This window comes from Halostagnicola larsenii XH-48 (genome assembly GCF_000517625.1).
GTDB lineage: Archaea > Halobacteriota > Halobacteria > Halobacteriales > Natrialbaceae > Halostagnicola > Halostagnicola larsenii.
Genome location: NZ_CP007056.1, coordinates 378,718 through 402,393, shown reverse-complemented (window position 1 = coordinate 402,393; position 23,676 = coordinate 378,718). Strand labels below are relative to the sequence as shown.

The window sequence follows — 23,676 nt, the reverse complement described above, 5'->3', positions numbered from 1 at the left end:
CTCTTACTGAAAATGTCTCTGAAAAATACCTGGATTATGATATACTAGCTACTCGAGCCGACTTTGTCGTCTCACGTTCGACGGTTCGTCGGATCGAACGCAGATGACACTGGGGTGACTTGCTTCTCTCGATCTATCCGAGACACTGGACATAGTGGGGTGCAGTTCGGTTCGCAGATTGTGAGAAGACACTGGACACGGTGGGGTGTGGACACTGGCTTAGGACTCGAGATTCAGATAGTCGATAAGCGTCACGTTCGGCGTTGATCTCGACCGCTGTTCTCGTCGACCGTCTTCTCGCTGTGACAGTCCGCACAGAGCGTCTGGAGGCTCGATTCCTCGAGCGTGTACGGCGTCCCAGTGTTGTTTTTGCCAGCGAGACGCCAGCAGGTGTTAGCGGAGTGGGGTATTGTGTGCTTTGAGCAGTCGTCACATTGGCACGCCCTTCGAGGATGTGGCGTTCACCGACTGGTCTTTCGAATATTGTCGTCCGAGAGACGGGGTCTCTCGTGATCACGAAAACCAAGGGTTTTCGAACGACCTCGTTACATGGGTGGGCAGGCCGCCTCCGTAGGACGGTTCAGAATCCGCTCCGTTCCGACCGATTTCTGTCATACAGTACGGTGGCTTGTCACTTAGACGTTACTGTAGGAAACTCGGGCTAGCTTTTGAACGGTCGACTGTTATCAAAGTGATGGCGCGTATCCACGGCCTGAAGGCCGTGGTATTGCGCCTGTTCAGCGTATACATTCCAGGAGAAATATTCTTTCTACCACCTCGTACACCGATCGAACCAGATAATTTTCCAACAAGATAAAGCCAATATACATTTGATATATACTGTTCGTACCTTATGTATAATCAACCTAGAAAATCTTTATTATATCATGAGTAAATATTTCAAATGCAATGGCGGATCAGGACCAGACAGAGCTGAGCAGACGTACCGTCCTTAGAACGACCGGCGCGATCGGTGCAGCCGGTCTCGGGCTGTCGATCGGGACTGGCACCGGGGCTGCCGTCGAGATGGGTGAGGCAAGCGCGTGGACGCGAGAGCACGCGAACAGCATCGAACTCACGGACGACCTGACGGCGCCGGTGATCGACGAAAATCCCGACGTGATCTCGGACGACTACTGGATCTGGGACACGTGGCCGCTTCGGTACCGCGACGGTTCGATTGCGAAGATTCACGGCTGGCAGGTTGTCTTCTCTCTCACAGCGTCGAAGGACCTCGTGCCGGGTGCTCGCCACAATGAGGCGACGATCCGGTACTTCTATTCCCGGAACGGCCATGATTGGACCGAGGGCGGGACGGCATTCGAGAACCCACTCGGTCATCATCAGTGGGCTGGCTCTGCGATGTACGACCACGAACAGGACCAGATCTACCACTTCTACACCGCAACCAGTCCCGAGCCGGAGTTCCGCCAGCGACTCGCGCTCGGCAAAGGTGCGTCGCTCGAGACCGGCCCGCACGGCGTCGACCTGGTCGGAGACCAGGAGCACGTCATCATGGCCGAGGCCGACGGCGAACTCTACCAGACCTTAGAGCAGTCCCGGGACCAGGGCATCGTCTATGCGTTCCGCGACCCGTGGTACTTCCGGCACCCCGAGACGGGCGAAGACATGGTCGTCTTCGAGGGCAACACGCCCACGGACGGCGAGGACCCGAGCGATCCGCGGAGTTACAACGGGAACGTCGGGATAGCGTGGGCGACGAACGACGAACTCACCGAGTGGGAGTTGCTCCCGCCGAACCTGGAGGCCATCGAGGTCAATCAACAGCTCGAGCGTCCTCATTACGTCCTCCAGGACGGGAAGTGGTACCTGTTCGTGCTGAGCCACGAGTTTACGTTCGCACCCGGCCTCTGGGGGCCTGATGCACTGTACGGGTTCGTCGCCGACTCGCTATACGGCGACTACGAGCCGCTCAATGAGAGCGGATTGGTCATCGCAAACCCCGAGGCGGCGCCATTCCAGGGCTACTCCTGGTTAGCAATGCCTCAGGGTAACGACGTCCTCGTCGAGAGCTTCGAGAACTTCCGCGGCCTCGACGACACCTCCCGGGGCGAGATCGGTCTCGACGAAGTCGGATTCTTACCAGCCGAGGAACAGAAGGAGCTGTTCGGTGGTACCCTCGCCCCGAGCCTGAAAGTCCAACTCGACGGCACCGAGACGCGGGTCGTCGCCGAACTCAACGATGGCCACTTTATCCCGTCGGGCGGCAGTCCAAACGAAAACGGCAACGGACGCGGCCGGTAAAGTGTGAGTCGGAAGCGAACGCAGACTACAACGCAGCGAAGAATATCGGGATGCGGTACGTCCGCCGGGGCCAACAGTCGTCTCGGCGGACGGACGATAGTCAGCTCGCCCTCAAGTCTGGAACGGTGACGCCGAGTGGCGGATTTACCGCCTACCCGGACGGGTTCGAGGCTGAGTTCACGGACAAGCCCCACCCTCCACAAGCGAACCCTTCAGGGTGAGCGAAGTAGGATGGGGTCGTTGACTTACTAGGACTTGGATATACTTACTAAATCATCTTCAGAGATCTCGAGCGTGAATCCTGCCGATACAGCATTGGTAGAAATAGATTGTACCCAAGCCTCACAGTCAACCGACTCCTTTCCATTCATGTTTTGGGGTACTTGGACAATAAACTGACATTGGCCGCTTACTTCTGGCTTTTCATACAAAGTGGCATAGTCCTTGGACAGTTCAAAACCGGTCCCTGTGGTATCTTCTTCATCAACTGAGACGAAAGAGTCAGTAATTCCTGCAACAGAAAGCAGGTCACCGGCAGTATCTGACAGTTTTCCTATCGTCCCCTCAATCAGTCCGGTAAATGCACCAACTGGATCAATTTTTGCCCCGCTAGCTGGAGTTAATGCAGTATCTTCAGGATTAGTACCCGGATAGATATCATCAATTTGATTACCTTCAGCAGTCACTGTGAGCGACTGCTCTTTGAGAGACTTGTACTGATCATCATCATTCTGTTCATAAGCTGTAGCTGTGTAGGTCATCCGGAAAGTATGATTGTAAGCGTTGTTTACGCTAGGATCCGATCCAATATATTCAATTGTTGTTGATAATTCAGTAGTGGCTAATACTTCACCCGTCGATGGATGTGTAGTTGTTGCTTTGTCTGTGTTATGCTTTGGTTCGTCTACACTTGCAGCGGCAGTACCTGGTAACGTTGAGACAGTTATGCCTCCTAATATACTTGATGCTGCGATCGTCTGAAGAAATGATCGTCGACCGGTTGCCGCCCCAACTAATGTCGATTGGTTATTATCTTCTGGCATGCATTGTTTCCGTATATCAAGAAGTGACTTAAATCTAATCATATAGGAAATTCTTCATTTATATGTATCAAACTCGTTTGCCGCTGTTACGCTCCCCGTTTTGAGGAGAGGCTAAACGTCGAATTCTCGCGCCACCGTGTGCGGGGTACTTCATTCGGTTCGTTCAGGGACCCGAGTGGATCCAATATCAGAATGCATCCACCCGGTAGGAAGCGGCTATCAAGGAGTTCATCGAACTTGAGTTCCTGCTCTCGCTTGTGCGGACGGACCTCCCAGCGCTGGACAGCATCACCAGTGGCGGGACAGACAAGCCTACGGCGAGTGAAACCAAATCAGAAAGCGAACCACCGCAGGCCGGCGTCGATCGGGCCGTCGATCACCCTATACCTCGATCACGTCGATACGGGACGGCTCGGCTGCCGTCGTGGCTGCATCGGGCGGGGAATGAAAGTGGATCTCAGGTGAGTGTGTATTTGGGTGGCGATCAAAGCGCCAATTGACGCCGTCACTATCGACGTAATGATACGAATACATTCCCAGCTCACTCCACTGGATATCGAGCCGAGCGCTTTCGGCGTCGCCAAGCCCATCGCTGAGACTGATCTGTAGTTCCGTGGGGGCGACGACGTCGTCGTACCCCGTTGCGTCGACGAGCGGTTCGAGTTCGAGCTAGAGGTCACGAATCCGTTGGAGTGACGGAAGATAGATCGGCCCGAACTCGCCGGCGCGGTCGTCGTCGCTCATACAGCGAGCTGGTGGCTGGCCTCGTCGAAGGCGAGTGCTGCTTGCGCGACGGCGAGATTCTGCCGCGTCGTTCGCCACGCCGTCAGGTCGTCCCAGCCCTCCGTCTCGTCGGCGTCGAGTTGCTGGGCGAGTTCTTCCGGTGACACTACGTCGTAGCGGTCCTCGTAGCGCCGGATCTCGGTTTTCATCTCCTTGATGCTGTCGAGCAACTCCGGCCGAGTGATCTCCTCACGCAGCTCACGGATCCGGGACATTAAAATTCGGTCGCTGTTTCGCTTGTATAGCGTTGTTTGGCCGTCCTGTTCCGTTTCGGCGAACCCGGTGTTCACGAGCGTCTTGCAGTGGCGGCGGGCCGTCGGCTCGCTCACGAGGGCACGGTCGGCGACCTCGGCGGCCGACTGCCCGTCGTGGGTTTGTTCGACGATTTCGTACACCCGCTCGAACGGCGTGGTCTCTGCTTTCCAGTCTGCTTTGACCTGCTCGTTGACGTCATCCCACGTCTCGGTCATAGGGGAGGTTACGCATCGAAGAACCAAATAGATCTCTCGGGAAATTATTCTTTCCTCTAGTGCCTCGATCAGTCTATGTGAAGAGGCCGACTCTCACGGAGCAGTTTTTGCTTCCGATTGTACACCGACACAGAACGTCGGCCCGGGACTCTCAGGGTCAAGCGCGAGAGGAATTAAAGACCGTTACCTCGATCAAGGGTAGACACGGACGCCACGGGTCACCCGACCCGTGGTACTTCACCTGTTCCTCCTACTGTTCACGCTTCGAGCGGCCGTCGACGAGTTCGTAGGGCTTGCCGATTTCGTCGTAGTACCGCTGGTAGTAGTACCGCCGAGGACAGTAGACGAACTCGTTCAATGCGCTCACGTAGACCAGTTCGTCCTTGAAGCTTGAACCCGTCATCTCGGAGATCGATCCCCAAACTCTCTCCAAGTCGACGGCATTCTTCGACTCTTGGACTGCACAGTGGAGGGAGAGCGCGTCGACTCTGAGCGCGGCACACCACTGTTCGTCACCAACTGTGTGCGGGTAGAGGAAAAGGAACTTTCCGAGATTGACTGATTCTTGACCTGTCGTGGATGTTTTTCAACCGCATAGCAGAGCACATCGAGATTCTCTCGCTTCTCAGAGCAGCGACCGAACCTCGTCGCGGGTCTCGGCTTCGAGCGCTCGCTCGGCCAGATCCTCGGCCTCGTCGGTGCTGGTCTCCTCGATCCGACGCTTCACCGCCGGGACGGTAACCGCGCTCATGCTCAGTTCGTCGAGGCCGAGGCCGACGAGCAACTCCGTCAGGTCCGGGTCTCCGGCCATTTCGCCGCACATCCCGACCCAGGCGTCCTCGGCGCGCCCCGCCTCTACCGTCCGGCGGATCGCCCGGAGCACTGGCGGGTGCAGCGGGTCGTGGAGGTCGGCGAGCGCCTCGCTCTCACGGTCCACGGCCATGACGTACTGCGTCAGGTCGTTGGTGCCGATGCTGAGGAACTCGACGCGCTCCGCGACCTGATCCGCACACAGGACGGCTGCCGGCGTCTCGATCATGACGCCCAGCTCCGGCCTGGCGTGCTCGATCCCCTCGTCGGCCAGGTCTGCGGCGACGTCGTCAACCGCCTCGAGCGCCCCCTCGAGTTCGGGGATCGTCGAAACCAGCGGAACCATCACCGCCAGGCCGTCGCCGTGCTCGGACGCCGCGGCGCGCAAGAGCGCGCGGAGTTGGGTCTCGAAGAGATCGCGGTGCCGGTCGAGCGAGAGTCGGATTCCCCGTTCGCCGAGGAACGGGTTGGACTCCTCCGGCAGTTCCAGGTACGGGACCGGCTTGTCCCCGCCGATGTCGAGCGTTCGGACGACGACCCGGTCGCCGACAAATGCGTCGAGGACGTCGGTCACGGCGTCGTACTGCTCGTCCTCGGTAGGGGGCGTCTCCCGGTCGAGAAACAGGAACTCCGTGCGGAACAGGCCGACGCCGTCGGCGCCGCTCTCGACTGCCGGCGTCAGTTCGCCCGTCCCGCCGAGGTTCGCGGCCACCTCGACGTGTTTCCCGTCGGTCGTCTCGACCGGCCCCTCGCGAATCTCGGGGCCTGACTCCGCTGTCGCCGCGAGCGCCTCGTCGTCGGGATCGACCACGATTCGACCGTCCTCGCCGTCGACGAGCACGTGGTCGCCGTCGGCGATCGTCTCGAGCGCGTCTCCGACCTGGATGATCGCCGGGATGGCGAGCGAGCGCGCGAGGATGGCCGCGTGAGAAGTCCGCCCGCCGGCCTTCGTGACGATGCCCGCTACCCGGTCCGGGTCGAGATTGGCAGTGTCGCTGGGCGTCAGTCGATCGGCCAGCAGGACGATCCGCTCGTCGGCGTCCGGCCCATCGGCCTGGGACGGCTCCGTGGCGCTCTCGTCGTCGACCAGCAGGCGCAGTAGCCTGTCGCGGACGTCCCGCAGGTCGTCGGCGCGCTCGGCCATCCGCCCGTCCATCCCCTCGAACTGGTCGACGAACCCGTCGAAGGTCTCCCGCACGGCGTGGGTCGCCGGCAGGCCGTCCTCGATCGCCGACTCGACGCCGTCGGTGATCTGGGGGTCGTCGAGGAACTGGATGTGGGCGTCGAAGATTTCGGCTTCGGCCTCGCCGACGCGCTCGCTGGCGCGGTCCAGTTCGCGTTCGAGGGCCGCTCGCGCCGCGTCGCGCGCTCGCTCGAACGCCGCCAGTTCGTCGCCCGGGTCGACGGTCTCGGGCGCCGGGGGCTCACCCAGGTCGATCGTCCTGTCGTGCCAGCGGGCGATCCCGTGTCCGGTGCGCGGCGTGACGCCGACGCCACCGAGTTCGGTCATTCACCGCCCCCCTCATCGCCGTCTTCGGGCGACGAGAGGACCTCGGCCAGCGCGTCAAGCGCGGCCCTGGCGTCTTCCCCCTCGGCGACGAGTCGGACGTCCTCCCCGGACTCGACGTTCAGGCCCGTGACCGCGAGCATACTCCGTGCGTTGACGGACTTTCCGTCGTCGACCGGTTCTAGCGTGATCTCGCTGTCGTACTCGTTTGCCGTCTGCACGAACCGGGACGCCGGACGGGCGTGCAGGCCAGCCTCAGGGACCACTGTTACGATACGCTCCATACCAGTGCGAATCTTGGCCGGTGTGTGACTTTACTTTCCCGGTTGGTTTCGGTCCGTCACTCCCGACGATCAGCACCAAATTCCGGCGGTTCTCCCTATTCGAAGAGATCGACCACTTCGGCCGCGGCCCGCTCGACGGAGTCGAGGGTCGCGTTCGGGCTCGACGCCTCGACGGCCGCGTTGAGCGTCCCCTCGAGAAGCGGCGCGTCGACCACGACGCACTCGACGTCGTCGACGGATTCGATAGCCACCTCCGCGTTCATGACGGCGCTGCCGAGGTCGACGATGACGACCACGCCGTCGGTCTCGTCGGCGAGTCGCTCCAGCGCCGCGCTGATGTCGTCGACCGAGGTTCCGATCCCGCCGTCGGGGTCGCCGCCGACGGCCTCGATCCGGGCGTCGTCGCCGCCCATCTCGAGGGCGATGTCCCTGATACCTTCTGCAGCTTTACCGCTGTGAGAGACGACGAGTAGTCCGATCATTTTACTCCTCCACCTCCTCCGGATCCTCGTCGGGGATCGTCGGCGACGTTGCGTCGACGTCGACATCGCCGTCGAGGTACTCCTCGGCGGTGGCGAGCAGTTCCTCCAGAATCAGTAGCGTGCTCGTCGCGCCGGGATCCTGGTGACCGACGGATCGCCAGCCGAGATAGGAGGCGCGGCCCTTGGCCGCTTTGAGCGGGACAGTGTACTCGACGCCCCGTTCGGCCCCGTCGACGGCTTTCGCCAGCGCCTCCAGCGGGGGGAGGTCGTCCACTTCGATCGACTTCTTGTAAGTGTGAACCGCCGGCGTCAGCGCGTCGACCATCGTCTTGTCGCCGACCTCGGCACCGCCCCTGTCCTGTAGCTTCTCGAGGTAGGCTTCGGCGAACGCGACGGTCGTTTCGGCGGTGATCCCCGCTTCGAGTTCCTGACTCGCGTGCATACAGGAGCCGCCGTAGAGCGGTCCTGACGCCCCCCCGACCTCGGAAATAAGCGCCGTGCCCACCGTCTTCACCAGGTCCTGCGCGTCGGCGTCCTCCTTCTGATCGAGCGTTTCGACTACGGCTTTGAACCCTCGGTCGAGGTTCGCCCCGTGGTCGGCGTCGCCGATCGCCGAGTCGAGGTCGGTCAGGTGCTTTTTCTCCGACTCTATCCGGGCGGCGATCCGGTCGACCGCTTCCAGAATCGCTTCGCACTCCGTCTCTCGAGAAGCCATGATCCGTGGTACATCCACTCAGTAATAATATCTTTGGGGTCCAGATCGCCCGACCGATCACACCTTGAACGCCGGCGTATTCGCCGAGTCGCTCAGTAGACCCTTGAGCTCGTCGTCGAGGTCGAGGACCGTCACCGAGCAGCCGGCCATCTCGAGCGACGTCATGTACTCCCCCACCCAGGTATTCCACGTCTCTATGCCCTCGTCTTCCAGGAGGTCCTGTACCGCCCTGTTGACGATGAACAGTTCCGACAGCGGCGTGCCGCCCATCCCGTTGACGATCGTGGCGACCTCCCCCTCGGGTTCGACGTCCTCGAGGACCGCCGTCGTTAGCGCCGCGGCGATCTCGTCGGCGTCCATCATGTCGGTGCGCTCGACGCCGGGTTCGCCGTGGATGCCGATACCAAGCTCGATCTCGTCGTCGCCGAGGTCGAACGTCGGCTCGCCCTTCTCCGGGGTGACGCACGAGGTGAGCGCCATTCCCATGGTCCCGACGTTGTCGACGGCTTTTTCCGCGACGCGCCGGACCTCGTCGAGGTCCTCGCCGCGCTCCGCTGCCGCCCCCGCTACCTTGTGGACGAAGATCGTGCCGCAGACGCCGCGTCGACCGGACGTGTACGTGGAGTCCTCCACGGCGACGTCGTCGTTGACGACGACTTGCTCGACGTCGACGTCCTCCATCGCAGCCATCTCGGCCGCGGTATCGAAGTTCATCACGTCGCCTTCATAGTTCTTGACGACGCAGAGAACGCCCTCGCCGGCGTCGCAGGCCTGGATCATCTCGTTGATCTCGTCGGCGGTCGGCGACGTGAACACCTCCCCCGCCGCCGCGCCGTCAAGCATCCCGTCGCCGAGATAGCCGGCGTGGGTCGGCTCGTGGCCGCTCCCACCGCCGCTGACGATCCCGACCTTGTCGTCGACGGGGGCGTCATTCCGAACGAGTACGTTCGTCCCGTCCAGTCGACGCAGTTGGTCCGGGTACGCCGAGACCATCCCGTCGAGCATCTCGTCTACTACGTTTTCCGGGTCATTGATAAGCTTCTTCATACCATACGTACATATCTCTCGAACGTATATAAAACGCTTATTTAGAACGGATTATGTATCCCCCGGTGGTGGCCCTCGACCGAGGTTACGGAAAATTTGAGGCGAAAGCTTCGCCCTTTAGGGTGGGGAGGATGTCAATGGAACTCAATCCTAATTGCCAGCTAACTCGACTATCTCTGCTTTCGACAGTGGATCGATCTCAACTTGAATCCTCTCGGCTGTATAGCTATGAATTCTCAAATAGCCTATTTCATATTAGGCTATTCAATAATAGGCTACTCGGAAGAATTATCCATCCTGGTCACGGAGTAGACGTATGAACCGCTTCGTGAATCGGGACGAAGAACTCTCGCGACTTCGCGGATGCTACGAGTCGGACGAGGCCGAGATGGTCGTCATCTTCGGACGGCGACGACTCGGAAAGACACAGCTAGTCCAACACTCACTCTCTGACCGGGACGACGCCGTCATATATCAGGCTACGGAGACCACTTCGCAGATACAACTCGACGAGTTTGTCGACGTGGCATCCGAGAGTTTTCCCGGAATCACACAGATCAAGCAAAACTGGGAGGCGCTACTCGGCTACCTCGGAGAACAAGATGGAATCGTCGTTCTCGACGAATTCCCGTATCTCGTTGACGCCGACGACAGTCTTCCCTCGGTCATTCAGCGGTTGTGGGATCAGCGATTACAGAACACCGCGGGAACGCTCATCCTGGTCGGGTCGTCGATCAGTATGATGGAAGAAGCAACGCTTTTGGGCAACAGTCCGCTCTACGGCCGATTCACTCAGAAGCTCGACCTTCGCCCCCTTGAGTTTAGTGCGACACGGGAGTTCCTTCCGGAGGACTACACTCCTGAGGAGCGAATATTCACATGGGGTATCTTCGGTGGCATTCCATACTACCTCGATGGCATCGATCTGGGTCAAAATCTCGAGAAAGTCCTCACAGACGAGGTGCTCTCGCAGAAAGGCTATCTCCACAACGAGCCGGAGTACGTGCTCCGAACCGAACTTACAGATCCGAACCGGTACTTCGCGATCCTCACTGCGATTGCAGCGGGGAAGACGACATCAAACGAGATTGCCCAAGCGGTGGGAATCGACGGCAAGCAAATTTCGACGTACACGCAGAAGTTAGAGCGATTGCGGCTCATTGAGCGTGAGGTCCCGATCACCGAAGAGAAAGCAAAGTCACGCCGTGGCCGGTATCGAATTCTCGATCCCCTGTTCCGGTTCTGGTTCCGCTTCGTCTATGGAAAGGAAGATCGGTACGAACGGCTCGGTGAAGACGTCTACGAGGCAGTCATCAAACCGGAACTTCCGGACTTCGTAAGTCCGGAGTTCGAGACGCTCTGTCAGCAGATGCTTCCAGAGCTATACCCCGAGGAGACATTTATTGATCTCGGCCGCTGGTGGTATAAGGAACACGAGGTTGATGTCGTCGGCTTCACCGCAGACGGGACGATGACTGTGGGAGAGTGTAAGTTCACGAATTCACCGCTGGACTACAGCGCACTCTCCACACTCGAAGATCACGCTGCGGAAATCCGCTGGACACCGAATACCGGTGACGTCGAGACCAAATACGCATTGTTTACACGAAGTGGTGCGACTCGATCCGTACAGGAGGCGGTGTCGGAACGTGATGATCTGCGACTATTCGATCTTGAAGATATCACACAACTGAGTGAGTGATATTCTCGCGGTAATTTCTATGTCAATTGCCTCGCGCACGGTGGCGCGGGGCTTGTCATTAAATCATCTGACCAGTCTGCTTCTTCTTGAAGAGGTTTGAGAGGTTGTAGTAGAAGCGTTGACGGTCTTCTGCAAGACCTTCGAATGGACTTCGGGAACACGAGCCACTTGTCTTTCCACTCGGTGAGTCGTTTCTGATGCTGATACGCCGAATCGATGTTGGCCTCTTTGGTGTCAAGAGTGTTGTATTCGTACGGGTGTGGTCGTAGGCTTGGTGGTGAATGTCGATGTGACGTTCCGCTTTCGCAGTCTCAAACCAGTAGTCTTCTCACATCACAACCAGCACGTAGTGTTCTGCGGGCCGCCGGGAAACGTTCCACAGGCTGAGGTCCTCCTTACCAATCGGGTGAAGGCGTGATCGAGAACAGCGACGTGCCTTAACCAACATTTCAGACAAAAATTCGAACTCGTTGGTTAACACCGAACAGTCCGGAACTGACGCTCGAGGGACTGAACGGTGCTGGAGAGCAAGCGACCGAACGCTTAACCATCCACCGAGCATATCACAGCCCGTGAGCACTGATATTGGCTCGAACGGTGCCCTCGAGCCCGAGACGACGATCACGCTCACCGAGGAAGGCGAGTGGTGGGTCGCAACGGACGAAGCGACCGGCGTCACCAGTCAGGGCAAGACACGAACGGAAGCGCTCGAAAACCTCGACGAAGCGGTCGCTGGTTACAACGGTGAGGGCCGAGAGCCAACAGACGCGGAACTCCGGAACCTCGATGTCGATCCCGAACAGAACGTCTCTGGGGAATCACTGCCAGAGGAATTTCAGTAGGCCCGATTTCGAGATGTCGAGGCGGACATACTCTGGCGACGACGTGATGAAAGACGTTGCCAGACCAGAGCTATATCGGTTGACGAGATTTTACTGATCTTGAACATATTCGCAACCAAAAATTGGTTTCACGCCGTCTCCGTCCATCTGTTCATACCATATCGTCAAGCTGAGCGTATTCTCTCCAGGACACTCTCCAGAATGATTTCCGACACCTGTTTGGGGATCCCATGGGAGTGTCTCTGGTTCGCTGTCATCGATAGTAACCGAAATCTCTGCAGGAGTCCCTTCGATTACTAGATCTTCATCGGCAGTACCCCCCTCAAGGTCAAGAGTTTCCTCGAATATTGCTTCGCCATCTTCATTGGTAGCAGTGATTGAGAAGTAATGTTGTTCCTGACTTCCGTTTATCACCCTCAGTTTGTGGTTAGTGGTGCCTCTATTGCTGAAGGCAGAACAACCAGCCAAGCTTACAGTGCCAAGAGCGCTTACTGTGATGAGTAGGGATCGGCGAGTGAACATATGATCAATCACCCAACAATATATAAATGTCTTGCCAAATATACATGAAAATAGTATACCTGTTATTTCCGGTGCGTATCAACTATTGAGGGTTTCAACAGAGTCGATATGAACTAGTCTGCTGATCCCTATGAGTCGGGTGGAGATGAATCGTCACGAACCACATTAACGTTCTCTGGGTACGAACTGTGGGCAGTATCTGGGACCGTACCGACCGTGGACATCCGTTGTCTTTGGAAGCGGCATTCTCCTGGGTCTCTGCGTATAACCGCCGATGACCGCTCGAGGAGAGACCACCAGCTACCGAACCCATACTACCATCCGCAATCGGGTCGTAATTGGATCAATCCTGAAGAGGGGAGTCTCTCTCGAGGGGGATTCGGTTGCCGGAGACAGGCCTACCCGTGGACACCACCTGTCTTCGGGTCTCCGTTTTGCTCGGTACGTGACCCGCTTTCACCAGGAATTGCAGCATCCGCAGGTAACACGAGGCGGCGTTCGGTGTACTCGAGGCCGTTCTTTCGCTCCGTTCGTTTGCGAACGGCCAGCCGATTCTTCGAAAGATCCAGCACAGCATCGATCGTCCGCGAAACCAACTTCTTCGCGTACGTCTCGCTGATGCCGCTTTCCTGCCGCCGGATCCAGTGTTTCAGGTCGCTCGCTTTGACGTACTCGGCGACGTCTTTGCAGCCGGTCTTCCACGGGTTGTCACCGACGCTGTCGTCGACTCGAGCATTCCAGAGTTTCGCAGCCAACCGCGTCGGAAGCGCGTTCGCTGCTGATCGACGCATCTCTTCGTCCATCTTCGCGAGTTGTTGAATCGGCAGGAGGTCGCCATAGGCGAGCGACACGGTCCCACCGCGCTCGAGTGGGTCCGCGCTGTCGGGCACGCGATAATACCTATTCCCGTCGTCTTTCGTCAATCTCTCAAGTCGGCCATCGAGGACGTTGACGGCGTGCGCGTCGACCGTTTCCTCAAGTAGGTGTGCGCCCTTCTCGAGTTCGCGAGACTGGAGCTCTGACACGCGCTCTTTGTTTGCGCTGGCCTTTTTCAACGCGGCCTCGACCATGTTCTCGAGACGGGTGGTTTCGGATTCGAGGTCAGCAACGCGCTCCTCGAGTGTGGCCGTTCGATTGTCGAGGCGATCGCACTCTTGTTCGAGATCTGCGAGACGGTCGTCTTTGCGCTCGAGTTCGGCCTCGAGCGCGTCGATTCGCTTCTCGAGGGCCTCGAAACTCTCGCTGCGGTGGTCTGGGTGCTGTTCGGTCGTCGAATTGCTGGTGGATGGAGACATCGCTCTGTGGGGGATCGTGGGTGGACTGGTTGGCGAGCGCTACCGGACGACAGCGGCCTTAGGTGGCGGCGACACTGCGGGATGGAGGGAACGACCCAAAACGGGCAGCTAGCCCACAGCGTCAGGCCCAGTGGGAGGGTGGGTATCGTCCTCGAGACGCGGTTCGGGGAGTGAACGCGTTGGTGCTGATACTGCGTCCGTCATTGCTTCTCACCGCGCTGCTCGAGCAGTTCGTCGCCGGTGTGACGGCGTTGGTCGGTCGCAAACGATCTCGAGTAGTCGCTGGAATTGAGAGTGAGTGCGAGTTCCGAAATCGGCTCGCGGCCAGTTTCGCGCCATTCCCCGTTGCGGATCTCGTGGGTGATTCGCCAGGCTTCGCCGCCGGTGTCTGGGACGATAGTGATTCGACGCCGGCGGTCGTTGATCGTCGTATACTCGAGCGTGAGTTCGAGAGCGTGCTCGGCTGTGGTGTCGTGTCCGCCGTCGGTCGCGATCCGCGGGTCGTCATCGGCGTCAACGAGCAGGAGGCCGTCTTCCCCGTCAGTGATCTCGAGGTCGTAGACCCGGACGTCGTCGCCGCGCGATAGCTCGAGCGCATCGATGACGGCCTGACCGACCGCGATGCGGGCTCCAGTAAAGCGCCTGCAGAGGGTGTACTCAGCGAGCGGGTCGGTGGTGTCATCGCGTGGGACAAGGACGACGCCGTCGTCGTGGATGATGGCGTAGGCGGTGTCGGTCGGCCAGTCGCGGTCGCCGAGGGCGGCCGTCGAGATCGTCACCGTTCGGTCAGTGCTGACGGTGTAGGTTCCGAGGTAGCCCGAACCCGTGGGGACGACGTATTTCGAGGGCCGCTGCTGGGAGCGATCGCGGCCCATCAGCGGTCACCCGTTGGCTCGAGGATGACTGCGTCCTCGCCGGCGACGATGAACTCGTCGTGGTCGGTAGCGCGGGCTTTAGGTCTCTCTGCGGAAAACTGTGTAAACGGACGAGTAGGGGGTGTACGATCTCTCGTCCGTGCACCTGCGGTGTGACGCGGGTGCGTTTTCTGCGTGTCGTCCGGGGTGTCGCGCTGATTATGATGGGAAGTCGATACTCCTGACTCATGAGCCCTACAGTTATTGGCTCGGAGGCTATCTTGTCGCATGGTCTCTGAGAGGGCCTTGACTGAAGGCCGGATGGAGGCCATCCCGACGTGTTGCACCACGTCGGACCTTTCGCGAGTCCTGTGGGACGATCTCCACGCGACAGTCTAGGCGGATTCCTAATAATACTACTGGTAGTAGCATCCGATAGGTAACCTACTAATGGTTCCAAGTACAATGCTACCAACAGTATCATATATGTCCCCTGTTTCCGATTCGATGATGCTGTTGCAGCTCCCGACAGACCGACTGATCCTCGAGGAGCTGCAAGACGGCCGTAATCTCGGCGCAAACATCGCTGATGAAATCGACCGCCACAAGAAGACAGTCACAAAACGGCTAAATCAGCTGGAGGACTACGACCTCGTTCGCAATATCGGTCGAGGCGTTTATGAAATCACTTCTCGGGGTGAGATTGCGTTAGATCATATCGATCAATATGATCGAGAATCTGATCAGCTTAAAGCAATTATTGATGCTGAGTTTGAATCGACTGAGTAGAGATAATCGATTCCGCATCTTACCAATTTATAATCGCTACTTTGTTCTTGCGGAGTGCGATTTATTCGAATGAATCATGCGTTGTCTCGGGATTACTGAAGAGTAAGAGAATCATCTTAATGAAGAATTTGACACAAGTGACCTCAAGCCGCTCTCAGCCACCTGATACCGCTCGTACAGTTGGCTTCTGAGCCCCATCGTCAGATTCAATCGCTCCATAGCATGGTCCGTGTTTCAATCCTTGGTGGGTTTTCTCCCTTCTGCGACGGTCGTCTTGGTGAGCGACGATGAAACGACGTTGAAGTTTCAATCCCGTTCTGGATTTTCTCTCCGCTGCGACGTGCCGAACGGGACCAGTACCTCGTTGTCAAGTTGTTTCAATCCCGTTCTGGGTTTTCTCTCCGCTGCGACATGCTGGCGGCTGTGAGGGCTGATCCGGCCCACAAGTTTCAATCCCGTTCTGGGTTTTCTCTCCGCTGCGACGGTTCGACCGGATGAACCAAGCCATGGCCGCGACGGAGATGGAACCGGTGATCGACCGCACGTTCGACTTCGACGAGGTCCGCGAGGCGTACCGACACCTCGAGGCGGGCGAGCATCAGGGGAAAGTCGTCGTAACGGTTGAATAGCTGTTGGTAGCAGCGGAAACGGCGGTATCGAAGTATACGTTCTGAAGCAGCCGACTTCGTCTGATACTGACGGCTAAAATTTCAGGAACCTATAGATGAGAGACCCGTGTGGAGGAGATCTCTCTCACTCAGTAATTCAGGTCTTTGGGTGTTCAGATGCTCCCCTCGAGATGAATCTCCTCAAATCAATTTAACTCCCTATCGGGGAATATTCTTATGCGGGTTGATCGTGAAGTTGCTAGTACGTCGTTGAGATGACCGACCTCACTGATTTGAGCACATCCTTTTCGCCGATCTGGTCGGCCTCGTCAAGCACGACGATTAGGTGCCCGTCAATTGTGTCGAGTGTCTGCCGGCGCAATTGGTCGGTCGCAGCGGAGGGGCGCGTCCGGGCTGGCCCTTCACCGAGCGTCTCGAGAAGTTCTTGATAGACGTTGCCGTCAGGACTTGCCATTGTAGCAGTCGATGTACGCCGTTTCGATTGGCTCACCGCTATCCCATCTTCAGTAACAGTAGTCTCCGGATCTCATTGAGAAGTACGTTTGCGGCACAGGTCTTGCCTAAACCCGGCGGTCCATAGATGAACGCACCGCTAGTCTGGTGGCCGTTCGTCACAGGTTCGAAAATACTCAATAGCGTGTTGATCTCGCTGTTTCGATGGACAATTAACTCCGTGGTGGTTGCTTTTTTCAGCTCGAGAGCGTCCTGGTCCACGATCATACCTACCCGGATGTACGACACTCACATAATCGAAGTGGTAATATTTATGACTGTTCTGGCCTGGACCCTGGCAATTCTCAAAACAAAATAAGGTTGCTAGAGGAAATAGCCATTCAATACTAGTACTTCTAACATGTTCCCATAATACATACAAAAATTACTTTACTGTAATTCTGAACGTCAGGATCATGGGAATTAACAAACCCATGAAATATAGCGGGACCGAGGATACAAACCGTCGGACGTTCCTCAAAGGTATTGGGGCAGCAAGTGCGACGGGGCTCACCATAGCTGGTGCACCAACTGTTAGCGCTTCCGGAGACCTCGACTTTTATTTCCAGGCAGTTTTCCCACTAGTCATCGAAGACGGGGACACGGCTTGGATTCCTGACGATGATGAATACACTCCTCAGGCGATAGCACGGCCAGGGGATCTTTCGGGAGCATGGATACCTGTGGATCAATATAGTAATGTGGCAGGAAATGATTGGGGGCTGAAACTATCCTTTGACCACGCATGGCACTCGAATGCGTCTTCATCAGAATTTGGAACGGTCTCCTACACATACACCTTAAAGACGTACACAGACGATGGGATGGTCGCAAACTCAATGGGTGGTGAAGTCTGGACTGACATCGATAGCCCAGAACAAAACACTACCCGATCGTCAACATCCATTATCGGCTACGATGACAGCGCTTTCAATCCGTTGTTCCAAACGACTGAATTAGAACTTGAATTTGATTTCAGCGATTCAGACATCACTCCAAGTGGCGGCAATCAGGTGTCGCAGTCATACTATTTCGCGACGCCTGATTATACGCTGCAGGACCTCGTCGATCTCATCAATTTCACTGATCAAGCCTGGGATCAGGCAGTAAAGGTTACGGACAAACTCTCTACTGTTAACCTTACGTCGCTTCAGAAAATCGCGCGAGTGTATATGGCACTGCAGGCGGGTGCTGACTTCGGTGAGGAAATATTGAGTGATGAGGGAGATCTCGTTGCTGACGCAGCGATTAACGGAATCTCCGCATTCGCGGATCTTGTTGAAGATGAGACGACCTTTGAAGTCGGTAATCATGACAACCTCTCGGTTGAAGGTGGCGGCCCAACATTCGTTATCAATCCCGAGTAATCTCAGGACCTTACCTCTTTTATAGCAGGATAATTCGATCAGAAGGTGTTGAAACAAACCACCTTTGGGTCTTTCTATGACACGCTCTTTTGTACGAAGACGAATATACCAACAAAAGTGAAGCGGAACTTCGTCGCGTCTACAGGGAGGGCGGGTCGTTATTACACTACTGGTGTACGCTGAACTCGCAGCAGATAGCCACTTCGATACCACATCAGAACTCGATCAGTTTCTTGAGGACTTCAGTATTCAGCTCGTTGAACCATCACGAGAGGCATTATTCCGAGCAGGTGAGCAATTCCAAGTATACTGTTCGGCGTCCAGATGGACTTCAATGCCCGTCTTGCGGGACGAAACAGACCGTCCGTTGTGAGGAGTGTAGTGAGGATCTTGCACCGCGTCAGCATATTGCTGCGGACTTTGTCATTGGTGGACATGCGACTGTCGACGGAGATGCATTGGTCAGCTTCGATAACGCCTTCTACGAGACATATTTCCCAGCATTGACTGTATACCCTAAGTAAAATGACGGACCATGACCCGGGCCGGAACTGATTCGTCTACTGCCTGTCGTGAACTCAAAAACCGTATGTCGATTAGCCCTTCCCGAGGCGATTTACTTTCTCGAATCGACTCCAATCGTAGTGGTCGCTCGTCTGGGTAACGACGACAGCTCGAGTTCGCGTTTCGAGCGCTCGGTCTCGTCGACATCACCGTGTAAGAGTGCATGAGCGTACTCGTGAACGAGTGTGACAGCGAGAGCTGCGCTATTCTCCCGATTCTGTACTTTGACGAGTGGCTGTTCTGCAGGAGATCGATACTGGCAAATCCCCTCAGCGTCGCCGTGCGTCCACGCTGGTTTCGAGATTTCCTCGGCATCGACTTCCAGTGCTTTCGATCCCTCGAGGAGTGCTGGCACCAGTTCGTCGGCTTTCCCCGTTGCGTCAGTCTCGAGTTCGGGGAGAGGTTCTCCTTGGGCTGAGAAATGTCGAAGACTGGGGCAGGCCGAAAGCCGACCAAGCCTTTCGACCACGCTTCGGGTGGCGTCTCGTCGTACTCACAGTCACTCCGCTCATGGTACGACGGTGAGTTCTCACACTCAGGACATTGCTTGGCGATGATCGGCGCCCAGATCCAGATCGCCGTTTCGCCTTCTTTCACGTGCCGGTCGAACTCTGTCTGCCACGTCCGATAGCCCGCGACTCGAGTCGCCTCAGGACACTGGCGAGTAATGAGGAGTGTGTTCCGATAGGAGTAATCGTGGAAGTGACTCTGGATGTCGAGCCATTCTTGGAATTGGTCGCTCGAGACCGCCTCGTCGATTTGTTCGACAAGGTCTTCGGCCCAGGCTTCCATCGTGCTATGCATCTCGTCCCGTCTGGTATCCGAATTATCGAAGGACACCGCTGAGCAGTCGCTCGAAGTCATTGTTCTCGACGAGGGATGCTCCATTCGGCGAACGCCCCTCAGCCCTTGAGGGGTGACAAACATCTCCGTTCGAAGCGAATTAGCCGAGGCTGTTGACTGTCAATATCCGGTCTTTCATCCATCCTATTAGCCGAAGTACCTCTCTAACGGCCTTATTAACCCTCTCAGAGAAAGAGCGGTTTGACGCCCTCTGCGGAACGTACAGCTGTCTTACTTTTTTGGGCCTGCATCAATTTCGTGAGTGAACTGAGTAAAGAAGTTCTCCATAAAGTCCCATCGTGACTCTCCAAGGCGTCGGCCTGGGTCAGTCTGCAACGCATCAAGGCGCTCACGTGCCCACTCGTATACGAGATCGATATCCGGCACTTCGGCGTGATCTACGCTAAGTGTCGTTTTGTCATCTATAACTGCATACTGATTACCAGTGCGCCCTGAGCGCTCACCGATGATACAGGCGAGTCGAACGATTCCGACAGCGCCAGTCGCATCCAGCTTATCAGCATCGAAGAGCAATTTAGCCTCGATAGTTTCTGGGTCAGGAGAGCTCGCCCGGATGCTGTGTGCCCGCAGACAGTGCTCGATAGCTGTGATCCGGCGGGTTGTCACGTCTTCATTCTCAAGAAGGGTTGTGGCTTCGTTAGCCGCCCATTCGTCGTGGTCGTCAATTTCCCCGATGCGTTCGAGTGGACGCCCGATATCGTGAAACCACGCTGCTGAAGCCAGCACTTCTCGGTCAACACTGTCAGGGTGCTCGTCCGCAAGCCGGAGTGAGATATCACGTACTCGTTTCGCATGGAAAATATCGTGTGCGGGGAAGGCGTCCTCATAGTATGGGAGCGACAACTCTCGGGCAAGGGAGCCTAATCTGGAAGGCATTACTTCCAGAAAATTACAGCGGGGCGCTTAGTAATTTTGAAGAACATACTACTCAGTCGTCGCTGTTTAACTCGGTAAACGATTTGTTCCCACATCGACAAACTGACTGATTACAATCTCGCGTTAGCTTTCCACCAGATAGTCGGAGCGCAGGATAGATCGCCCCACACTGCGTGCATTGGATGGTCACTTCCTCTGTACAATGCTGATCAGTCATCGTAGATGGACCAAACGATATCAATCAACTGTATAGAAGTACTGGCGATTCTTGATTTCTGATTCGGTTGGTGTACCCACAGAGTTACTGTTCAGTATAGAAGACGGCGTGAGGGGGCTAGCGAATTTGAAAGCTACCCCATTACTCGAGCTCGAGGTCTCGAGCATCGAGTTCGCCAGCGAGATAGTGTTCTCCCTCACGAGTAATATCATAGACACCGTTCCCGAGGTGAACAAGAAGCCCATATCCGACGAGTTTTTTGCACCGAGCGTTAATGTGTTGGCGGGAGAAGCGCACACGATCGCTGTCAGCCATCTCTTTGGGCGTATCAGGACCATCATCAGCGAGATGCTCGAGAATCCGATCATCGGCGCGTGACATCCAGTCGGCATCAAAGCGCATACTCACTGCTGCTTGCGCCGACACCTATCCACGATGCGATCCGTCAACCATAGAATCTAAGAGCTTCTGGCTCTGTTGAAATCCTCTTCTTCAGACATATAATCGTCTGAAACAGCCGGTCGCTGAAGAGTGCGGTATAGGGCGCTCGTCGTTTAATCAGGCAGAGAGCCAGTATATTTATTCATCTTACACTTCAAGACAGAGTATGGTCTCACGAGAAAACAAAATAATCGTAGTCTTCGTGCTTGTAGGATTTGCTCTCCACACAGCTACGTTCTATTTTACCGAACTCCCGGACGAAGTGAGGATAGGCCTTCTAATATTGGTGGCTGTCATTACTCCGATGACGATAAACAACTACCTCGACAATCAAGCGGAGGATTGAGCCTTCACAGGTTACAGAACGAAGCGTCCTTATTTTGTATTGACCGCTCAGAGTGATCGGTCTACATTGTGAATGAGGCAGGCGATTGTGAGTTCACGGAACTGTTTCCACCAGCGTCGTGACCGGACAAACGCACCGTATTTTCGCTTTAGCGTTGAGTTGACAGTCTCGGATTGACTCCGCTGGCCGTAGAGATCAGTATCTAAGCGTGCGTTCCATGCCTTGTGGAGCGATGTGAACTCACGATGCTTGATCAGTGGACGAACCTCGTATTGCCGGGCAAGTTGCCTGATCTTCTGGTCGTCGTAGCCCTTGTCACCAAGTAGAATGCCAATATCCTCGGGGTTGCGCTTGATCAACGACGGGGCGATCTGGCTATCGTGTTTTCGTGTCGTCGTCACGTGTAGATCGAGGATTGCATTCACTTTCGTATCGACCAGTAACGTCACTTTGAGCTGCTGAATCGTGAGTTCAGCTCGTTTTGTGTAGTGTTTTGAGGCGTGACTGCGGTCGAATCCTGACGCATCAACGCTAACGACGCCGCTCGTCGGAGGTAGCGATGCTGAGAGAGTCAATATAACACGCCATACAGCCATATCAAGCCGATTGAACGCTTTACAGAGCGTTGATGGCGTAGGAAGTTCAGCTAGCCCGAGAACACGACGGATACGTGGCATCTCGATTAATTCGTCAAGCAGGCCACGATAGGTCGTGTTCTTCCGAACTTTGAGACACAGCAGAACAACGTGCTGGGGGAGTGTGTAGCGGTGTTTGGAAAATTTCGAGGAGTATCGAGAAACCGCTCGGCGTGCCAGATGGATCGCCTTCTCAGTAAACCGGAGAATCTGCGACTTCGGGAGGGCCTTCATCTCATCGAATTACACGGCAAACATGTAACTCCCTGAGGATTTCAACAGAGCCGAGCTTCTATAATCATCTCCAAACCTTTAAACATTGCAGATTCTGAGTCTACATCGATTCAATGGCATGATCACCGGCAAGTGGATAGGGACGATCAACCGAGCTGATCATCGAAATCGTCGACACTTTGGAAGCATGTGGTCTTGATCCTAATTCCTACCAGCTGTACGATTACGTCGACGTTGAGGCACTCGAGCAAGTGTGTACTTCCTCGAATGGGGATATTGAAATCCGATTTACTGTTGAAGGCATTCGACTCGCTGTGACATCGGATACCGTCACCGTCCTTTCCACAGGATCTGATAGCGCGTTGGAGTAGGATCGTCGCTAGTGCTGGTTCACTCAGCCGAACCCATTACGACTTCGTTCGTTTCGTTCCAAAGGCACGGTTGCTCAGGACTCGAGTTGTTTTCTTCGGTGGACTTCCGTCCGAGTTCGTCATCAAGTTCTGCTCCGTCTTCGTTGAGTACAACACGTAAGTGGTGTCCTCCGTACATCCCGATGGTCCCTTCCAGAAAATAGCTATCCTCGCGTGACGCGTCATACGTATCATATTCCGCTTGATTCGCGGAGAGGGAAATCCTATACTCTCCCCATTCGTCGGTAACAGAGAACTGTTTGATACGCTCATCAGTGAGATCCACACGGCGCTTCTCTGGGTCAGTCGGATACGATTCAATTGTCACGTTTTCTTCCAAGACAAGAATCCCGCCATCTACATCAGTAACCTTCACAGTCCCTTTCCAATCACCGTCCCTCGTATTCCGTATCTCAAGATCTACAGGCGAATCATGAGTCATCGTCGTTTGTGTAAACGAGAGAGTCTTCCCACCAAGCAGCTTCTTGTTTATATGCGAGTCGTAGTAGAAATCATTTCTTCTGAGTGCTTGGACTGAGTCTCCGGCTACTTGTTCATAGAGCAACTCGCCATCTGCGTGATATTCTCCCTCCTCAAAAGCAGTCTCTACTTCATGTTTAACGGCATCAGGTAGTTTACTGAAGACTAGAATCGGTTCTCCACATGCCTCAAAGTCACTGCTACTATCTTCACTACTAGATGGAGCAATAGTACTCACACAGCCTGCAACGCTCGCAGAAGTTACCCCAAGACTGGCTAAGAGAGTTCGTCGCTTCATGCATCTCTTCTCACATGACTTGGTAAGTGCTTTTGGGATAGCGGTAGTAAATCGCTGGATACGTTGGGCTACATCTCAAACAAAACCACTCGAGGCTAATTGACTATCCTCGAGCGCTTACTTAGAGGTCAGGTGAACCGACCTGACAGCCACATGGCGAGCAGATATGCTCCATCGGCCCGCGGCTCGTGACCCGAGTAACCGGCGTGTCACACCGCGGACACCGCGGCAGAAACGACGGTTTGCCCTCGTCTTCGTTCGGTGACTGGCCGCTCATTGATCCCTCCAGCGCAGCTTTTTGGGCGCGCCAGCTAGTTGATAGCGGTACGGCTGTCGTGCGAGACGTTTATATCTCGGTAGAATCAACGCAAACATGGTTTCGAACCCTCGTGGGTTGGAAACCGCGCCTCAGG

At 56.0% G+C, this 23,676-nt stretch carries 24 protein-coding genes and 5 pseudogenes; 10 read left to right on the top strand and 19 right to left on the bottom strand.

Translation table 11 applies throughout. The features are described from left to right. Positions 1-909 precede the first annotated feature (909 nt). Positions 910-2,265 carry a glycoside hydrolase family 68 protein gene (locus tag HALLA_RS15745; protein ID WP_049954437.1) on the top strand — a complete coding sequence of 452 codons (1,356 nt, stop codon included), beginning with the start codon at positions 910-912 and terminating at the stop codon, positions 2,263-2,265. Further along, a pseudogene (locus tag HALLA_RS21385) lies at positions 2,253-2,486 on the top strand (hypothetical protein); the annotation flags it as partial. The gene HALLA_RS15745 and the pseudogene HALLA_RS21385, both read left to right, overlap by 13 nt. Positions 2,487-2,513: 27 nt before the next feature. Here HALLA_RS21385 and HALLA_RS20715 read toward each other — a convergent pair. From HALLA_RS20715 to dhaK, 9 genes and pseudogenes are all read right to left on the bottom strand, one after another. Next, entirely contained in the window at positions 2,514-3,308 is a 795-nt protein-coding gene (locus tag HALLA_RS20715) for a hypothetical protein (RefSeq protein WP_157231411.1), read from the bottom strand. A gap of 384 nt (positions 3,309-3,692) precedes the next feature. After that, positions 3,693-4,052 (bottom strand): annotated as a pseudogene (locus HALLA_RS21380) (hypothetical protein); the annotation flags it as partial. Next, positions 4,049-4,561 carry a winged helix-turn-helix domain-containing protein gene (locus tag HALLA_RS15740; RefSeq protein WP_049954436.1) on the bottom strand — a complete coding sequence of 171 codons (513 nt, stop codon included), beginning with the start codon at positions 4,559-4,561 and terminating at the stop codon, positions 4,049-4,051. The pseudogene HALLA_RS21380 and the gene HALLA_RS15740, both read right to left, overlap by 4 nt. A 250-nt stretch (positions 4,562-4,811) precedes the next feature. Then, positions 4,812-4,964: a hypothetical protein gene (locus HALLA_RS20125; protein WP_242406216.1), complete on the bottom strand. Its 153-nt coding sequence runs from the start codon at positions 4,962-4,964 to the stop codon at positions 4,812-4,814. Between the two features lie 222 nt (positions 4,965-5,186). Continuing rightward, positions 5,187-6,881, bottom strand: a complete 1,695-nt coding sequence (ptsP, locus tag HALLA_RS15735) for a phosphoenolpyruvate--protein phosphotransferase (RefSeq protein WP_049954435.1) — start codon at positions 6,879-6,881, stop codon at positions 5,187-5,189. After that, positions 6,878-7,162 (bottom strand): phosphocarrier protein HPr, encoded by a 285-nt coding sequence (gene ptsH1, locus HALLA_RS15730; RefSeq protein ID WP_049954434.1) that lies wholly within the window; start codon positions 7,160-7,162, stop codon positions 6,878-6,880. The genes ptsP and ptsH1 overlap by 4 nt, the downstream gene beginning before the upstream one ends. 95 nt (positions 7,163-7,257) lie before the next feature. After that, complete coding sequence (dhaM, locus tag HALLA_RS15725; RefSeq protein ID WP_049954433.1) at positions 7,258-7,644, bottom strand: dihydroxyacetone kinase phosphoryl donor subunit DhaM; 387 nt, start codon at positions 7,642-7,644, stop codon at positions 7,258-7,260. Between the two features lies 1 nt (position 7,645). Then, complete coding sequence (gene dhaL / locus HALLA_RS15720; RefSeq protein WP_049954432.1) at positions 7,646-8,359, bottom strand: dihydroxyacetone kinase subunit DhaL; 714 nt, start codon at positions 8,357-8,359, stop codon at positions 7,646-7,648. Positions 8,360-8,416: 57 nt separating this feature from the next. Then, positions 8,417-9,406 carry a dihydroxyacetone kinase subunit DhaK gene (gene dhaK / locus HALLA_RS15715; protein ID WP_049954431.1) on the bottom strand — a complete coding sequence of 330 codons (990 nt, stop codon included), beginning with the start codon at positions 9,404-9,406 and terminating at the stop codon, positions 8,417-8,419. Between the two features lie 316 nt (positions 9,407-9,722). On the opposite strand from dhaK, the gene HALLA_RS15710 reads away from it, so the two are divergent. Both HALLA_RS15710 and HALLA_RS15705 read left to right on the top strand, forming a co-directional pair. After that, positions 9,723-11,108: an ATP-binding protein gene (locus HALLA_RS15710; protein WP_049954430.1), complete on the top strand. Its 1,386-nt coding sequence runs from the start codon at positions 9,723-9,725 to the stop codon at positions 11,106-11,108. A 572-nt stretch (positions 11,109-11,680) separates the two neighbouring features. Further along, the gene (locus HALLA_RS15705; protein ID WP_049954429.1) at positions 11,681-11,950 is read left to right on the top strand and encodes a type II toxin-antitoxin system HicB family antitoxin; all 270 of its coding nucleotides are present in this window, start codon (positions 11,681-11,683) and stop codon (positions 11,948-11,950) included. Positions 11,951-12,040: 90 nt separating this feature from the next. Here the strand turns inward: HALLA_RS15705 and HALLA_RS20710 are convergent, their stop codons facing one another. The 3 genes from HALLA_RS20710 to HALLA_RS21375 all read right to left on the bottom strand — a co-directional run bounded on the left by HALLA_RS20710 (position 12,041) and on the right by HALLA_RS21375 (position 14,642). Continuing rightward, a complete protein-coding gene (locus HALLA_RS20710; RefSeq protein WP_157231410.1) occupies positions 12,041-12,472 on the bottom strand; it encodes a hypothetical protein in 432 nt (143 codons plus the stop codon). Between the two features lie 398 nt (positions 12,473-12,870). Continuing rightward, positions 12,871-13,767, bottom strand: a complete 897-nt coding sequence (locus HALLA_RS15700) for a hypothetical protein (RefSeq protein WP_049954428.1) — start codon at positions 13,765-13,767, stop codon at positions 12,871-12,873. Between the two features lie 200 nt (positions 13,768-13,967). Beyond that, positions 13,968-14,642: a hypothetical protein gene (locus HALLA_RS21375; RefSeq protein ID WP_242406215.1), complete on the bottom strand. Its 675-nt coding sequence runs from the start codon at positions 14,640-14,642 to the stop codon at positions 13,968-13,970. Positions 14,643-15,128: 486 nt separating this feature from the next. Here HALLA_RS21375 and HALLA_RS15690 point away from each other — a divergent pair, with 486 nt between their 5' ends. Together HALLA_RS15690 and HALLA_RS20110 are read left to right on the top strand one after the other, a co-directional pair. Further along, positions 15,129-15,410, top strand: coding sequence for a hypothetical protein (locus HALLA_RS15690; protein WP_157231409.1), 282 nt, complete (start codon positions 15,129-15,131; stop codon positions 15,408-15,410). 485 nt (positions 15,411-15,895) lie between these two features. Further along, positions 15,896-16,039: pseudogene (locus tag HALLA_RS20110) on the top strand (zinc-binding dehydrogenase); the annotation flags it as partial. A gap of 238 nt (positions 16,040-16,277) precedes the next feature. Here the strand turns inward: HALLA_RS20110 and HALLA_RS15685 are convergent. Continuing rightward, positions 16,278-16,493: a hypothetical protein gene (locus tag HALLA_RS15685; protein ID WP_049954427.1), complete on the bottom strand. Its 216-nt coding sequence runs from the start codon at positions 16,491-16,493 to the stop codon at positions 16,278-16,280. 38 nt (positions 16,494-16,531) lie between these two features. Then, the gene (locus HALLA_RS15680) at positions 16,532-16,759 is read right to left on the bottom strand and encodes an orc1/cdc6 family replication initiation protein (protein WP_049954426.1); all 228 of its coding nucleotides are present in this window, start codon (positions 16,757-16,759) and stop codon (positions 16,532-16,534) included. Between the two features lie 188 nt (positions 16,760-16,947). On the opposite strand from HALLA_RS15680, the gene HALLA_RS15675 reads away from it, so the two are divergent. Continuing rightward, entirely contained in the window at positions 16,948-17,898 is a 951-nt protein-coding gene (locus HALLA_RS15675) for a hypothetical protein (RefSeq protein ID WP_049954425.1), read from the top strand. 89 nt (positions 17,899-17,987) lie between these two features. Next, a pseudogene (locus tag HALLA_RS21370) lies at positions 17,988-18,422 on the top strand (nucleotide-binding protein). Between the two features lie 101 nt (positions 18,423-18,523). Here HALLA_RS21370 and HALLA_RS21365 read toward each other — a convergent pair. The 3 genes and pseudogenes from HALLA_RS21365 to HALLA_RS21360 form a co-directional block, all read right to left on the bottom strand. Further along, positions 18,524-19,326: pseudogene (locus HALLA_RS21365) on the bottom strand (ArdC-like ssDNA-binding domain-containing protein); the annotation flags it as partial. Between the two features lie 210 nt (positions 19,327-19,536). Next, positions 19,537-20,202 carry an HD domain-containing protein gene (locus tag HALLA_RS15660; RefSeq protein WP_049954423.1) on the bottom strand — a complete coding sequence of 222 codons (666 nt, stop codon included), beginning with the start codon at positions 20,200-20,202 and terminating at the stop codon, positions 19,537-19,539. Positions 20,203-20,560: 358 nt separating this feature from the next. Then, positions 20,561-20,821, bottom strand: a complete 261-nt coding sequence (locus HALLA_RS21360) for a MarR family transcriptional regulator (RefSeq protein WP_084569068.1) — start codon at positions 20,819-20,821, stop codon at positions 20,561-20,563. A 205-nt stretch (positions 20,822-21,026) separates the two neighbouring features. On the opposite strand from HALLA_RS21360, the gene HALLA_RS15650 reads away from it, so the two are divergent. Next, positions 21,027-21,206 (top strand): hypothetical protein, encoded by a 180-nt coding sequence (locus HALLA_RS15650; protein ID WP_049954421.1) that lies wholly within the window; start codon positions 21,027-21,029, stop codon positions 21,204-21,206. A gap of 47 nt (positions 21,207-21,253) precedes the next feature. On the opposite strand, the gene HALLA_RS15645 is transcribed toward HALLA_RS15650, so the two are convergent. Further along, entirely contained in the window at positions 21,254-22,075 is an 822-nt protein-coding gene (locus tag HALLA_RS15645; protein WP_049954420.1) for an IS5 family transposase, read from the bottom strand. Between the two features lie 179 nt (positions 22,076-22,254). Between HALLA_RS15645 and HALLA_RS21140 the strand changes: the two genes are divergently transcribed. Then, positions 22,255-22,446, top strand: a complete 192-nt coding sequence (locus HALLA_RS21140; RefSeq protein WP_339325755.1) for a HalOD1 output domain-containing protein — start codon at positions 22,255-22,257, stop codon at positions 22,444-22,446. A 19-nt stretch (positions 22,447-22,465) separates the two neighbouring features. Here the strand turns inward: HALLA_RS21140 and HALLA_RS20705 are convergent, their stop codons facing one another. After that, complete coding sequence (locus HALLA_RS20705; RefSeq protein WP_157231408.1) at positions 22,466-23,263, bottom strand: hypothetical protein; 798 nt, start codon at positions 23,261-23,263, stop codon at positions 22,466-22,468. Positions 23,264-23,676: the final 413 nt, after the last annotated feature.

Coding starts and splice junctions, on each gene's coding strand:
- HALLA_RS15745 (WP_049954437.1), top strand. CDS start 910: ATGGCGGATCAGGACCAGACAGAGCTGAGCAGACGTACCGTCCTTAGA.
- HALLA_RS20715 (WP_157231411.1), bottom strand. CDS start 3,308: ATGCCAGAAGATAATAACCAATCGACATTAGTTGGGGCGGCAACCGGT.
- HALLA_RS15740 (WP_049954436.1), bottom strand. CDS start 4,561: ATGACCGAGACGTGGGATGACGTCAACGAGCAGGTCAAAGCAGACTGG.
- HALLA_RS20125 (WP_242406216.1), bottom strand. CDS start 4,964: ATGACGGGTTCAAGCTTCAAGGACGAACTGGTCTACGTGAGCGCATTG.
- ptsP (WP_049954435.1), bottom strand. CDS start 6,881: ATGACCGAACTCGGTGGCGTCGGCGTCACGCCGCGCACCGGACACGGG.
- ptsH1 (WP_049954434.1), bottom strand. CDS start 7,162: ATGGAGCGTATCGTAACAGTGGTCCCTGAGGCTGGCCTGCACGCCCGT.
- dhaM (WP_049954433.1), bottom strand. CDS start 7,644: ATGATCGGACTACTCGTCGTCTCTCACAGCGGTAAAGCTGCAGAAGGT.
- dhaL (WP_049954432.1), bottom strand. CDS start 8,359: ATGGCTTCTCGAGAGACGGAGTGCGAAGCGATTCTGGAAGCGGTCGAC.
- dhaK (WP_049954431.1), bottom strand. CDS start 9,406: ATGAAGAAGCTTATCAATGACCCGGAAAACGTAGTAGACGAGATGCTC.
- HALLA_RS15710 (WP_049954430.1), top strand. CDS start 9,723: ATGAACCGCTTCGTGAATCGGGACGAAGAACTCTCGCGACTTCGCGGA.
- HALLA_RS20710 (WP_157231410.1), bottom strand. CDS start 12,472: ATGTTCACTCGCCGATCCCTACTCATCACAGTAAGCGCTCTTGGCACT.
- HALLA_RS15700 (WP_049954428.1), bottom strand. CDS start 13,767: ATGTCTCCATCCACCAGCAATTCGACGACCGAACAGCACCCAGACCAC.
- HALLA_RS21375 (WP_242406215.1), bottom strand. CDS start 14,642: ATGGGCCGCGATCGCTCCCAGCAGCGGCCCTCGAAATACGTCGTCCCC.
- HALLA_RS15690 (WP_157231409.1), top strand. CDS start 15,129: ATGATGCTGTTGCAGCTCCCGACAGACCGACTGATCCTCGAGGAGCTG.
- HALLA_RS15685 (WP_049954427.1), bottom strand. CDS start 16,493: ATGGCAAGTCCTGACGGCAACGTCTATCAAGAACTTCTCGAGACGCTC.
- HALLA_RS15680 (WP_049954426.1), bottom strand. CDS start 16,759: ATGATCGTGGACCAGGACGCTCTCGAGCTGAAAAAAGCAACCACCACG.
- HALLA_RS15675 (WP_049954425.1), top strand. CDS start 16,948: ATGGGAATTAACAAACCCATGAAATATAGCGGGACCGAGGATACAAAC.
- HALLA_RS15660 (WP_049954423.1), bottom strand. CDS start 20,202: ATGCCTTCCAGATTAGGCTCCCTTGCCCGAGAGTTGTCGCTCCCATAC.
- HALLA_RS21360 (WP_084569068.1), bottom strand. CDS start 20,821: ATGCGCTTTGATGCCGACTGGATGTCACGCGCCGATGATCGGATTCTC.
- HALLA_RS15650 (WP_049954421.1), top strand. CDS start 21,027: ATGGTCTCACGAGAAAACAAAATAATCGTAGTCTTCGTGCTTGTAGGA.
- HALLA_RS15645 (WP_049954420.1), bottom strand. CDS start 22,075: ATGAAGGCCCTCCCGAAGTCGCAGATTCTCCGGTTTACTGAGAAGGCG.
- HALLA_RS20705 (WP_157231408.1), bottom strand. CDS start 23,263: ATGAAGCGACGAACTCTCTTAGCCAGTCTTGGGGTAACTTCTGCGAGC.